Annotated in this window: 10 protein-coding genes and 1 tRNA gene; 7 read left to right on the forward strand and 4 right to left on the reverse strand. The window is 65.5% G+C overall.

Features of this window, described 5'->3' with window-relative positions:
• Positions 1–155: 155 nt before the first annotated feature.
• On the forward strand, positions 156–647 hold the full coding sequence (locus tag ACIQF4_RS20965) for a hypothetical protein (protein WP_400517842.1): 492 nt from the start codon (positions 156–158) through the stop codon (positions 645–647).
• Between the two features lie 90 nt (positions 648–737).
• Positions 738–2,120: an FAD-binding oxidoreductase gene (locus tag ACIQF4_RS20970; protein WP_400517849.1), complete on the forward strand. Its 1,383-nt coding sequence runs from the start codon at positions 738–740 to the stop codon at positions 2,118–2,120.
• A 3-nt stretch (positions 2,121–2,123) separates the two neighbouring features.
• On the opposite strand, the gene ACIQF4_RS20975 is transcribed toward ACIQF4_RS20970, so the two are convergent.
• From ACIQF4_RS20975 to ACIQF4_RS20990, 4 genes are all read right to left on the reverse strand, one after another.
• Positions 2,124–3,542 (reverse strand): DUF4032 domain-containing protein, encoded by a 1,419-nt coding sequence (locus tag ACIQF4_RS20975; protein ID WP_350004936.1) that lies wholly within the window; start codon positions 3,540–3,542, stop codon positions 2,124–2,126.
• Positions 3,543–3,655: 113 nt separating this feature from the next.
• Positions 3,656–4,738 (reverse strand): ABC transporter ATP-binding protein, encoded by a 1,083-nt coding sequence (locus ACIQF4_RS20980; RefSeq protein WP_102978136.1) that lies wholly within the window; start codon positions 4,736–4,738, stop codon positions 3,656–3,658.
• Positions 4,739–4,968: 230 nt separating this feature from the next.
• Positions 4,969–5,805 (reverse strand): trehalose-phosphatase, encoded by an 837-nt coding sequence (gene otsB / locus ACIQF4_RS20985; RefSeq protein WP_400517843.1) that lies wholly within the window; start codon positions 5,803–5,805, stop codon positions 4,969–4,971.
• A complete protein-coding gene (locus tag ACIQF4_RS20990; RefSeq protein WP_400517844.1) occupies positions 5,795–7,297 on the reverse strand; it encodes a trehalose-6-phosphate synthase in 1,503 nt (500 codons plus the stop codon). Before ACIQF4_RS20990 ends, otsB begins: the two co-directional genes overlap by 11 nt.
• 180 nt (positions 7,298–7,477) lie before the next feature.
• Here ACIQF4_RS20990 and ACIQF4_RS20995 point away from each other — a divergent pair, with 180 nt between their 5' ends.
• From ACIQF4_RS20995 to ACIQF4_RS21015, 5 genes are all read left to right on the forward strand, one after another.
• Entirely contained in the window at positions 7,478–8,350 is an 873-nt protein-coding gene (locus ACIQF4_RS20995; RefSeq protein WP_400517845.1) for a DsbA family protein, read from the forward strand.
• Between the two features lie 165 nt (positions 8,351–8,515).
• Positions 8,516–8,592, forward strand: a tRNA-Thr gene (locus ACIQF4_RS21000).
• 102 nt (positions 8,593–8,694) lie between these two features.
• The gene (locus ACIQF4_RS21005; RefSeq protein ID WP_350004926.1) at positions 8,695–9,120 is read left to right on the forward strand and encodes a ChaB family protein; all 426 of its coding nucleotides are present in this window, start codon (positions 8,695–8,697) and stop codon (positions 9,118–9,120) included.
• A gap of 99 nt (positions 9,121–9,219) precedes the next feature.
• A complete protein-coding gene (locus ACIQF4_RS21010) occupies positions 9,220–11,391 on the forward strand; it encodes an elongation factor G-like protein EF-G2 (protein WP_400517847.1) in 2,172 nt (723 codons plus the stop codon).
• 11 nt (positions 11,392–11,402) lie between these two features.
• A complete protein-coding gene (locus tag ACIQF4_RS21015) occupies positions 11,403–12,659 on the forward strand; it encodes an MFS transporter (protein ID WP_400517848.1) in 1,257 nt (418 codons plus the stop codon).
• Positions 12,660–12,748 lie beyond the last annotated feature (89 nt).

The following is a 12,748-nucleotide window of genomic DNA, read 5'->3' on the forward strand; positions in this document are numbered from 1 at the left end:
GGTGATCCTCTCCCACTGAACGCCGGTTCCCCCGGGGCATGCAATTCCACCTCCTGCCGGCCCCCACCACCCACACCGTGAGCGAGAGCGTCCCGCGAAACCCCACCTTGACTTCGAGAGCGTCGCAGGGGGAGGGGGCGGTAAAGTTGGACAGCATGGATAGCCTCTTCAGCCATCAGCAAGAACCCTCCAGAGACGATGCCCACCCTGCTTTCGAGCTCCTGGAGCCCCTGGTTCACACGGTGCTAGTACCGGGAAGCGTAGCGCATGCATTCGCCGGCTTTACGGACCACACCCATCTCTGGTGGCCTTTGGAATCGCACGGCGTTTATGGGGCCGGCTCCTATGTTGAGTTTGAGGAGAACCTCATCCTCGAAACGTCGGACGACGGACGCACCAGCATCTGGGGAACGCTGGATGACTGGCAGCCTCCGCTGTCCTTCCATGCAACCTGGCATCCCGGCACCACGGCGCTGTGGTCCACGGAGCTGCTGGTCGCCTTCCGGCCAGTCCCGGAGGGAGCCGAACTGCGGATATTCCACGACGGCTGGGAGGGGGCTGAAGACCCTGTTGCCACCAGGGCCACCTATGCCGAAGCCTGGCCGCTGATCCTTGCCAGGTACGCCCGGTTTATGGGCGCTGCCTGAGCCGTGGCTTACGCTGCGGACGAGTGCAGGTCCCAGCAGGTTCGCCGTTAGGGTATCCCCCTAGACTGGGGAAGACCCGTGACACGACGTATGGAGGCCCGGTTGGCAAACGTAGTAGACGAGCTGGAGAGGATCCTGGCACCCGGGCAGGTAGACGCGGAAGAGGTTTCCCTACGCCGGTACGCCGTGGACCAGGCCCCAGTTATCGACTTCCAGCTGCCGCTGGCTGTTGTCTTCCCGGAATCCGTGGAAGAGGTCCAGGCCGTAGTGCGCGCTTGTAGAGACAGCGGTACCGCCGTCGTGCCGAGAGGCGCGGGCACGGGTGTCTCCGGCGGAGCCCACGCCACGGAGAACTGCATCATCCTTTCCCTTGAGCGCATGGACCGCATCCTCGCGCTGAACCCGGACGATGAGACGGCCAGGGTTGAGCCGGGCGTCGTCAATGCCGTCCTGAACGACGCAGCCGCGCAGCACGGGCTGATGTACGCGCCCGATCCCGCCAGCTTCCGGAGTTCAACCATCGGCGGGAACGTAGCCACCAACGCAGGCGGGTTACGCTGCGCCAAATACGGGGTCACACGGGACTCCGTCCTGGCTCTGGATGTGGTGCTTGCCGACGGCTCACTCATCCACACCGGCCATCAAACCTTCAAAGGCGTGGCAGGCTACGATCTCACCGGCTTGTTCGTAGGGTCCGAAGGGACGCTCGGCATCGTCGTCGGCGTCACCGTCCGCCTGAAGTACCTGCCCCGGGACGTACATACCATCGCGGCGTTCTACCCTGACTTCAGGCTGGCCGCCGCAGGGGTTTTGGCAGTGGGAAGGGCCCGGGTCCAGCCAGCCATCATGGAACTGCTCGACGGCGGCACCCTGGCCCAGCTCGATGACATCCACGGATCGGACCTCACCGCCAGGGGCCGCTCCCTGCTCCTGATCCAGACCGACGGATTTGGCGCTGCTGCCGAGGCACAGGTGGTCCGGGATGTCCTGCTGGCGGGCGGGGCCGCCGTCAGTACGGAAGCGAGTGCAGAGGCCGAACGGCTGGTCGATCTCCGCCGCCACAGCAGGGGTGTGGAGGTCGACGACGAATACCGGGTGGGCGAGGACGTGGCCGTTCCCCGTTCCCGGCTTGTGGACTACGTGGCAGCGCTGGAAGGCATGGCCTTGAACCACGGGGTGCACCTCAAGGTGGTGGCCCACGCCGGCGATGGCAACCTGCACCCCACCTTTTGGATCGACCGGACGGGGAATGGTGTGGACGCGGGCGCCATGGAGCGGCTCCAGCGGGTCTTGGACGAGTCCATCACCGCCGCACTGGCAATGGGCGGCACAATCACCGGTGAGCACGGGGTGGGGCAGTACAAGCTGCGCTGGCTGGGCCAGGAGCAGCCGGAGCCGGTCCGTGAACTCCAGCGCAGGATCAAGGCACTGTTTGATCCTGCGGGCATCCTCAACCCCGGAAAGGCAATCTAGCCCTTAGTCGTCGGAGTCCGGATATTCGTCAATCGACTCATCGTCCCCGTAGCGGGACTCTTCCGTCTCCACCTCGAGGATCTTCAGCATCCCCGTGTCCGGGTTCAGCATGATCGCGGCTTCATCACGCCGGTGGCGCAGGATGGAGTCGATGTAGGACTGAACGGCTTCAGCCAGCGGGATGTGGCGCTCCTGCTTTTCGGACATGTACCAACGGTGCTCCAGAACCTCGTGCACCACTTCAGCCGGCTCCAGCTTCCCCGAAAGGTCCCGCGGAATGGACCTGACGATCGGCTCGAAGATCTGGCTGACCCAGAGATGCGCGCTGTATTCCTCGTCCATGTCCGGGTTGTTGTCCGCCCGGAACGAATCCATGTCGTTCAGGAGCCGGCGCGCCTGGTTCTCCTGCGCATCGATGCCCGTGAGCCGCAGCAGCCGCCGCTGGTGGTGCCCGGCGTCCACCACTTTGGGCTGCAGCTGGATGGTGGAGCCGTTCTGGGTGGTCTTGATGGCGTATTCCTCGACGTCGAAACCGAGTTCGTTAAGCCGCCGGATCCTGGCACTCACGCGCCAGCGCTCACCAAGTTCGAAGGATTCCTTCTCAGTGAGCTCCGCCCAGAGCCGGCGGTAACTGTCCATGATGAGCTCGCTGGTGGCCACCGGGTCCACCTTTTCCTCGATCAGGCCGCCGTCCAGGAGGTCCATAAGCTCGCCCGCAATGTTCACCCGAGCGATCTCGAGGTCGTACTCGCGCTGCCCTGTGGAGAGGTCCGGATAGAGCTCGCCCGTTTCCGCGTCCACGAGGTAGGCAGCGAACGCGCCGGCGTCGCGCCGGAACAGCGTATTGGAGAGCGACACATCGCCCCAGTAGAAGCCGATGAGGTGCAGCCGCACCAGGAGCAGCGCCTGGGCATCGATGAGGCGCGTCAGGGTGTCCTTGCGGAGCATCTGGGAGAACAGGGCGCGGTACGGCATGGAAAATTTCAGGTGCCTGGTGACGAGCACCGGGTTCAGCGGACGTCCATCCAGGGTGGTGCGTCCGGTGATGACGGCCACCGGTTCCACGCAAGGGACGTCCAGCCGGGCCAGCTTCCGGAGCATGTGATACTCGTGGCGCGCCACGTGCTCGGAGGTTTCCTTGATGGCGATCACGGAGCCGCCAAGGTGGGCGAAGCGCACGATGTGGCGGGAGATGCCCCGGGGGAGGGCCGCCAGGTTTTCCGCCGGCCAGTCTTCCAGGGCGATGTGCCACGGCAGGTCCAGCAGCTCGGGATCGGCCGCTGCCGCCGTGATGTTCAGGGAGCTGGAAACCGAGGCAGCCTTGCCGTCATCGGCACTGGCGGCAACAAACCGCGGCAGTTTGCCGATCTGCGCATAGTCGGTGGGTTCGTCGTGCCACTGGGCGCTGTATTCCTCGGTCATGGTCCAATTCTTCCGTACGTCGGGGCGTCCAGCTAATTTCTTTTGCAGGCACGGTTAACAGCCGACGGCGGCCCATCCGTGAGGAGGAGCCGCCGTCAGTTGTGCGGTGGGGACTAGTCGCCCAGGCGCAGGCCGGTCTTGGTGTCGAACAGGTGCACGTGGCCCGACTGCGGCCGGACATAGATGACCTCGCCCTTCATCGGGGGGCGGCGGCCGTCGACGCGTGCCACGATGTCGTGGTCCTTGCCGTCAAGGGTGGTGTGGCCGTAGACGTAGGCGTCGGCACCGAGCTCTTCGACGACGTCGACCTCAACCTTCAGGCCTTCGCCCTGCGGAGCGGTTTCGAGGTCTTCCGGACGGCTTCCGAGGGTAACCGTGGAGCCGTGTGCCTCTTCCAGGACGTTGCGCGGCACGGGGTACACCGTTCCGCCGAACTGGACGCCGCCGTCGACAACGGGGAGCTCGAGGAGGTTCATGGCGGGGGAGCCAATGAAGCCTGCAACGAAGACGTTCTTGGGCTTGTCGTACAGGTTGCGCGGGGTGTCGACCTGCATCAGCAGGCCGTCCTTCAGCACAGCAACGCGGTCACCCATCGTCATGGCCTCGACCTGGTCGTGGGTCACGTAGACGGTGGTAACGCCCAGGCGGCGGGTCAGCGAGGCGATCTGGGTACGGGTCTGGACGCGGAGCTTGGCATCAAGGTTGGAGAGCGGCTCATCCATGAGGAAGACCTGCGGGTTACGCACGATTGCGCGGCCCATGGCGACACGCTGGCGCTGACCGCCGGAAAGTGCCTTCGGCTTGCGGTCCAGGTACTGCTCAAGGTCAAGAAGCTTGGCGGCTTCGCGGACGCGCTCGGCGCGCTCTTCCTTGGAGACGCCTGCGATCTTCAGGGCGAAGCCCATGTTGTCGGCCACAGTCATGTGCGGGTACAGCGCGTAGTTCTGGAAAACCATCGCGATGTCGCGGTCCTTCGGGGGAACGTCGGTGACGTCGCGGTCGCCGATCAGGATGCGGCCGGCGTTGACGTCCTCGAGGCCTGCGAGCATGCGCAGGGAGGTGGACTTACCGCAACCGGAGGGTCCAACGAGGACCAGGAATTCGCCATCGGCGATGTCGATGTTGAGCTTATCGACGGCGGGCTTTTCTGTGCCCGGGTACAGACGCGTAGCGTTATCAAAAGTAACTGTAGCCACAGTTATCAATCCCTTCACCGGCAGGTACGTGCCGGACGATCCGTTGTGAATGGTTCATGTTTGTTCAGTTTTGTACTGCAGACGCATTCTTGCCAAAGCAGGAGAGCATTGAGTGACGCCGCACGGTTCTTGTGCGCCACATCACAAGCAAGAGTATGTCAGATGTTCCGTAATTGGTTGCAAATGTTACGGAGGTCACACGTGAGCTTGCACAACCCGGGTGCGCCGTATCACGGCGCGGACGTGCCCGGATCTTCCTCCGCGACGGCCATGCTGCGTTCCTGAAGCAGTACCTCCAGCAATTCCGCCACATGCACCGGCGCCTCTACCCTGTACTGGGCCTGGGTGAAATCCAGGCCCACTTTAACGCCGACGTCCCCCGGTTCCAGCCGAGCCAGGGCGTCCTCGTCCGTGGTGTCGTCGCCGGCGAAAAGGACGCCCGTGGCACCAGTGATCTGCCGTAGGAATGTGACGCCTTCGCCCTTGGACGCATTGACCACCGAGGTTTCAAGGACCCGCTTGCCGTCCTTGAGGAACACCCCATGCCGGTCCTGCAACACGGAACGCGCCGCGGCCACGGCGTCGTCGGCTACGTCATCGGGGGCGAGGCGGGTGTGCAGGACCACCCCCGCCGGTTTGTCCTCGAGCATGGTGCCCGGCGCTTCCTTGACGATGTCCGCCAGGATGGCGCGCACCTCGGCAAGGAGTGCTTTTTGCTCCGGATCGAGTGTCAGCCCGGTGGATCCGGGGCCCAGCCAGGCCTCCGCCCCGTGGCTGCCGATGAGGAGGGTGTTCACGGGCGGGGACGCGACGGCGCGCAGGCTGGCGAGGGCGCGCCCGGAGATCAGGGCCGTCGTCGTCCGGGGAAGCACGGCGAGCCCGGCGAAGGCCGTTGCGGAGCGTGGCAGGGGCCGGGCGTCATCCGCGTGGCCAACGATGGGTGCCATGGTCCCGTCAAAATCCATGGCCACCAGCAGGTGCTCGGTGGCGGCGATCTCCCGGATGGCCGCCCGGAGTTCAGGGGTCAGTGCGAGCTTGTCCTTGGCGTGGCGGGCATCAGGAGTCATCGCGGACCACCTTTTCGTTGAGCGCGTGCAGGAAGTCCGCGGACCAGTGGTCCACATCGTGCTCGAGGATCTGCTTGCGCATGGCCCGCATCCGGCGGCCGGCTTCCCTCGGCTGCATCTCCACGGCCCGCATGATGGCGCCCTTGAGCCCGTCAATGTCGTGGGGGTTCATCAGCAGGGCCTGCTTGAGCTGGTCGGCTGCACCGGCGAACTCACTCAGGACCAGGGCGCCGTCGTTGTTGGTGCGTGCCGTGACGTATTCCTTGGCTACGAGGTTCATGCCGTCCCGGAGTGCCGTGACCAGCATGACGTCGGCGGCGAGGTACAGCGCCACCATCTCCTCGACGGGATAGCTGTGGTGCAGGTAGCGGACGGCGGTGTTCTCGATGGTGTCGTAGGTGCCGTTGATATGGCCTACAGTGCCCTCCACCTCCTCGCGCAGGAGGCGGTACTGCTCAACGCGCTCGCGGCTGGGGCTGGCCACCTGGATCAGGGTGGCCTCGCCGACAGACAGCTTGCCGTCCGCCAGGAGTTCCTCGAAGGCCTTGAGGCGGTGCCGGATTCCCTTGGTGTAATCCAGCCGGTCGACGCCGAGCAGGATGGTCTTGGGGTTGCCAAGGTCCTGGCGGATCTGGCGGGCCCGCTCAACGATTTCCGGTTTGGCGGCCAGTTCGCTGATCTGCCGGACATCGATGGAGATGGGGAAGGCCTGGGCGCGTGCGATATGCGTGACTTCGCCGTCGTGGCCCTTCACGTGGACCTGCTGCTGCTTAACGCTGGCGCCCAGGAAGCGGCGAGCTGAGCGCATGAAATTGCCGGCGTCGCTGGTCCTCTGGAAGCCCACCAGGTCGGCGCCGAGGAGCCCGTCGATGATTGCCTGGCGCCAGGGCAGCTGGGCGAAGATTTCCGGCGGAGGGAACGGAATGTGGTTGAAGAACCCGATCCGGAGGTCCGGCCGGGCTTCACGCAGCATTCGCGGCACCAGCTGGAGCTGGTAGTCCTGCACCCATACAGTGGCGCCCTCGTCGGCATGGCGGATGACGGCGTCGGCGAACCTTTTGTTGACCTTGCGGTAGGCGTCCCACCAGGTCCGGTGGAACTCCGGAGGGGCGATGACGTCGTGGTAGAGCGGCCAGAGGGTGGCGTTGGAGAACCCCTCGTAGTACAGCTCCACATCGTCGGTGCTGAGCTGTACCGGTACGAGGTCCATGCCGCCATGGCTGAAGGGCTTGAGCGTCTCGTCGGGCGCGCCGTGCCACCCCACCCAGGCGCCGTCTGTCTTGGTCATCATGGGTGCCAGTGCCGTCACCAGCCCGCCGGGGGAGCGGCGCCAGCCGGAGCCGTCGTCCCCGCTCTCGCCCGGGGCGCAGCGGTCCACAGGCAGCCTGTTGGACACCACCATGAAGTCGTACTTTGTTTCTCCGCCGTGGCCGGGCCCGGCGGCGCCGGACGTCGCCGGGGCGGTCGATTTTTCCTGGACGGGTGTTTGCATTGCGGCCCCCTGGGGTTGCTTGTGCCTCTGTGCCCACCCTAACGGGACGGAATCTTCCGTGCTATTCGGCTGTTCGTCAACCCCGCCGATACTTGAAGGAGCAAGCTCCCAGCTTTCTCCCCTAAAATGTATGGAGTTGCCACGAAGTGGTCCCCCCACGTCAACCGACCCAAGGAACACATGAGCCCTGCAAACGAAGTCCGTAAGTCCAAGGCTGAGCGAACCGCGGAGGCGCGGGAAAAGGCGCGCCTGATCCGCGAAGCGCAGCTGAAAAAGGACAAGCGCAACAAACTGCTCATCGGCTGGGGCATCGTGGCGGCTGTCGTGGCCATCCTGGCTGTTGTGGCATTGGTGGTCACCACCAGCATCAGGCAGAACACTCCCATCGCCGACCAGGGGCCCGTGCCTGCGAACGCCAACGTCAATGGCGGCGTGACCCTCCTGGCCAACACCGACGTCAAGCAGACGGATCCTGCCAACGTTGACGTGACCACGTTGACCAAGCCTGAGACCCCGCCCAGCCCCGTGGTGGCGCCCGGGGCAGAAGCCGAGGAGGGCCAGCCCGTCAAGGTCATTGCGTACATCGACTTCATCTGCCCGGTGTGCCTGCGCTTCGAAGAGACCTACAACGAGGCCCTGACAAGCCTGCGGAACGAAGGCAAGATCACCATGGAGTACCGGCCGCTGGGCTTCCTGGACCGCCAGTCCAGCACCAACTACTCCTCCCGTTCCGCCAACGCGGCTGCATGCGTTGCCGACACGGCCCCCGACAAGTACGCGGAATACGTCAACGTCCTCTTCGAGAACCAGCCCGCAGAAGGCGGTGCGGGCCTGTCCGACGACAAGCTGAAGTCCCTGGCCAGCGACATTGGCGCGGACATCAACAGCTGCGTGGACGACAAGACCTTCCGCCCGTACGTGAAGTACTCCACGGAGCTGGCCGCAAACACCGGGATCACCGGCACGCCCACGGTCTTCATTGACGGCAAGCAGTGGGACGGCGGCACCGACCTGAACGCGGAGATCCAGGCGGCAATCGACGCCAAGGCCTAAAGCCTTTCCCGCAACCTTCCCAGCCAGCGGCCCGCTTCCGGATTCTTCCGGGAGCGGGCCGTCCGCGTTAAGCCGGGTTCCCTTGGAGCCGCTGGCGTTTTTACCACCGGCACCAGTTGGGCTAACCTTATCTAGCGCCGTTCAGGCGCCCGCCCGCAGGGGCACGCCTCCTTAGCTCAGTTGGCCAGAGCACCGCTCTTGTAAAGCGGGGGTCGTCGGTTCGAATCCGACAGGGGGCTCCACCGCTAAACATTCCCTCCGGGCGGCCCGCCGCCTGGTGCTCCCCGCAGCTAAGCTGGAGTCATCCGCATGATCAGCCTGCTGATGAAAGGAGTGTGGGTGCCGTGCCCAAGACCGGCAAGAACGACCACGCCCGCAAGGAAGAGCTGCCCTCCACCCTGCAGCGTTCTGAACAAAAGGCCCAGGACACCTTCGCCAAGACCTACGATTCAGCCCTTGAAAGCTATGACAATGACGAGGGCCGGGCTGCGCGCGCGGCCTACGCCTCCCTCAAGCACAGCTATGAGAAGGTGGGGGACCATTGGGAGCCGAAGGAAAGGCGCGGCCCCTCGGACAAGCGGGCGGAGGAGGGCGGAACGTCCTCCGAACCCACCGCCGGCGGGGTGAATGCCAACGCCTCCAAGGAGCACCTCTATAAGCTTGCCCAGGAGCTGGACATCGACGGCCGTTCCACCATGGACAAGGATGAGCTGGTCAAGGCCATCCAGAAGGCCAACGACGCCGCCACGCGAAAGGCGCGCGGCAGCTGACCGCAGGCCCAACGGCTCTTGCCGATCCACCCTCCAGGGTGTCGAATCAGAGGACACGTTTCAGTCCGGTCGGATGGCAAAGATGCCAGGAGGTTTCCCATGTCGGTCAAGGGCACCAAGGACTCAGCCAGGACGGCAGCTGGCCGCAACGGAGCTGAGTCCCGCCGCGCGGACGCCTCTGCCGGTTTTGCCGCGGAGGATCCGGCCAAAATCCGGAATGTGGCGCTGGTAGGACATTCCGGTGCCGGAAAAACCATGCTGATAGAAGCGCTGCTCGCTGCCCACGGCATGATCACGCGCAAAGGATCCATCCCGGACGGGACCACAGTCAGCGATTCCGACCCCGCGGCCGTGCACCAGCAACGCTCTGTGACCCTGTCCCTGGTGCCGCTGTTGATCGACGGCATCAAAGTGAACCTCCTGGACACCCCTGGCTACCCCGATTTCATCGGCGAGCTCCGGGCGGGACTGCGTGCGGCGGACGCGGCCTTGTTCGTGGTGTCCGCCGTGGACGGCATCGATGCCACCACCACTGCGCTGTGGGGTGAATGCGAGCTCATGCAGCTGCCCCGCGCGGTCGCCATCACCCGCATGGACCACCCCCGGGCGGATTACGACGGCGTCCTGGCCGCCTGCCGGAAGGCCTTCGGCGAGGGCGTCCTGCCGCTGTACGTCCCGGTGCGGGCAGGCGGTGAGGTCACCGGCCTGCTGGGACTGCTGTCCGGGACGGTCACGGACTATTCGTCCGGGGAGCCGGCCGCTGCCGTCCGGGCAGCGGATGCGGCGGAGCTTGCAGCGTCCACTTCCGCCAGGGGCGAGCTCATTGAGGGGATCATCGCCGAGAGCGAGGACGAGAGCCTGATGGACCGCTATCTCGAAGGCGAGGACATCGATACTGACGTCCTGGTCGCCGACCTGGAAACCGCCGTCGAACGCGGCACCTTCTTCCCGGTCCTGTCCACATCCGCCGTGAGCGGGCTGGGCACTGCGGAACTGCTGGAAGTGTTGGTCCGGGCCTTTCCGTCTCCGCCGGACGGCCGCCTGCCCGGGGCCGCTGACCTGGCGGGGTCACCGGTGGAAGCCCTGCGGTGCGATCCCGCGGGGCCGCTGGCGGCTGAAGTGGTCCGGACCTCCGTGGATCCGTTCCTGGGACGGGTGTGCCTGGTCCGGGTCTTCTCCGGGACGCTGCGTGAGGATGCCCCGGTGCACGTCGGAGGCCACGGGCTGGCGGACCGCGGCCACCAGGACCATGATTCGGATGAACGCGTCACGCACCTCTACTCACCGCTGGGGGCCTCCCTGCGGCCCGTTCCGTACTGCGTGGCCGGAGACCTGTGCGCGGTGGCAAAACTGGGAAGCGCCGAAACCGGCGACACCATCTCCGGGCGGGACCGGCCACTGCTGCTGGCCACGTGGGAGATGCCGGAGCCGCTGCTGCCGGTGGCGGTGGAACCCGATTCACGCAGCGACGAGGACGCGTTGGCGCGCAGCCTGGGGAAGATCGCGGCCGGCGATCCCACCCTCCGCGTGGAGCGGAATGCCGAAACGCACCAGCTGGTCCTCTGGTGCATGGGTGAGGCCCACGTTGAGGTGGTCCTGGACAGGCTCCGCGACCAGGGCGTGAAACTGCACACCGTTGACGTGGTGACGCCGTTGCGTGAAACCTTCGCAGCGCCCGCGGCCGGACACGGCCGGCACGTCAAACAGTCCGGAGGACACGGGCAATACGCCGTCTGCGACATCGACGTGGAGCCGCTTCCCCGCGGCGGGGGTTTCGAATTCGTGGACAAAACGGTGGGTGGCGTCATTCCCGGGACTTTCATCCCGTCCGTGGAAAAAGGCGTCCGCGCCCAGATGGAGAAGGGCGTGGGCGCGGGGTTCCCCGTGGTGGACCTGCGGGTCACGCTCACGGGAGGCAAGGCGCACAGCGTGGATTCCTCGGACGCAGCATTCCAGGCGGCGGGTGCGCTGGCGCTGCGGGAGGCAGCAGCGGCCGGGCGGATCCAGCTGCTTGAACCGGTGTCCTCCGTGACCATCATGGTGGCGGATGAGCACGTGGGGTCGGTAATGAGCGACCTTTCAGCCCGTCGCGGACGGCTCACCGGAACCACATCCTCGGGCGAAGGGCTCACTGAGATCGGCGCTGAGGTCCCGGACCAGGAACTCCTGAGGTACGCCGTTGACCTGCGGGCACTCACCGCAGGTACCGGGCGCTTCCGCCGCCGGTACCTGCGGCACGACCCTGTGCCTGCCAGCTTCAGCCCCTCATAGCAGCACCTGCCATGAACGCGGCTGCCCGGAAAATCCAGCGCGTGTACCTCACACTGACTCTGGGAAACACCCTCGCGGCCTCGTTCATCTGGGGGATCAATACGCTCTTCCTGCTGGATGCCGGGCTGACCAACCTTGAAGCCTTTGCCGCAAATGCCTTCTTCACGGTGGGCATGGTGCTTTTCGAAGTGCCCACCGGAGTGGTGGCGGACGGCTGGGGGCGGCGGATGTCCTTCCTCCTCGGGACAGTAACGCTGGCCGGATCCACGTTCCTGTACTTCCTGTTGTGGCAGTTTTCGGCCCCCTTCTGGTGGTGGGCCGCCGTCTCAGTCCTGTTGGGCCTGGGCTTCACCTTCTTTTCGGGTGCGGTGGAGGCCTGGCTGGTGGATGCCCTGCGCTTCTCCGGGTACGAGGGCGGGCTGGAGGTGGTGCTCGGGCGCGGACAGATGGTCTCCGGGGTGGCCATGCTCAGCGGCTCCGTGGCAGGCGGGGTGATCGCCCAGGCCACGAACCTGGGGGTTCCGTTCCTGCTGCGCGTGGGTGTGCTGGTGGCAATGTTTGCGGTGGCCTTCCTGCTCATGCACGACGTCGGCTTCACACCTGAACGCTCGGCCCGCCCACTGCAGGCCACACGGGCGGTCCTCAAAGCTTCAGTGGACGGCGGCCTGAGGCATCCGCCCGTGCGGTACATCATGCTGGCCGCGCCGTTCACCGAAGGCGTGGGCATCTACGTGTTCTACGCCCTGCAGCCCTACCTGCTGCAGCTGTTTGGAGATCCCCGGGCCTATGCAATCGCGGGCCTGGCAGCGGCTCTGGTGGCAGGAGCGGACATCGTGGGCGGCTGGATGGCGCCGCGCATCCGCAAACTGGTCAAACGGAGGACCAGCGTGCTGATTGCCACCAACATTTTCAGTGCCCTCATCCTGGTGGTACTGATGTTCACCACCGTCTTTTGGGTTGCCCTGGCGCTCCTGGCGCTGTGGGCCGTGGTGGCCTCAGCAGGCACCCCCGTGCGGCAGGCGTACCTCAACGACATGATTGCGTCGAAGCAGCGGGCAACGGTGCTGAGCTTCGATTCCCTGATGGGTTCGGCAGGGGGAGTCGTGGTGCAGCCAGCGCTGGGCAGGGCCGCCGACCTCTACGGCTATCCGGCTTCCCTGGCCGTGGGTGGCACGCTGCAGCTGATCGCGGCGCCTTTCATCCTGCTCAGCCGCAGGCAGCGGCCGCGGGCGGACACGGCATCGGAGGGGAGTTCGGCTGCGCCTTAGCCTCGATCCACCGATGAGCTTGGGTGACAAGCGGGTGCCGTGACGCAGAAATGCCCCTCTGATCAGGAAGAATAGTGATTGTCTAGACC

The organism is Pseudarthrobacter sp. NPDC092202 (assembly GCF_044755505.1).
GTDB lineage: Bacteria > Actinomycetota > Actinomycetes > Actinomycetales > Micrococcaceae > Arthrobacter.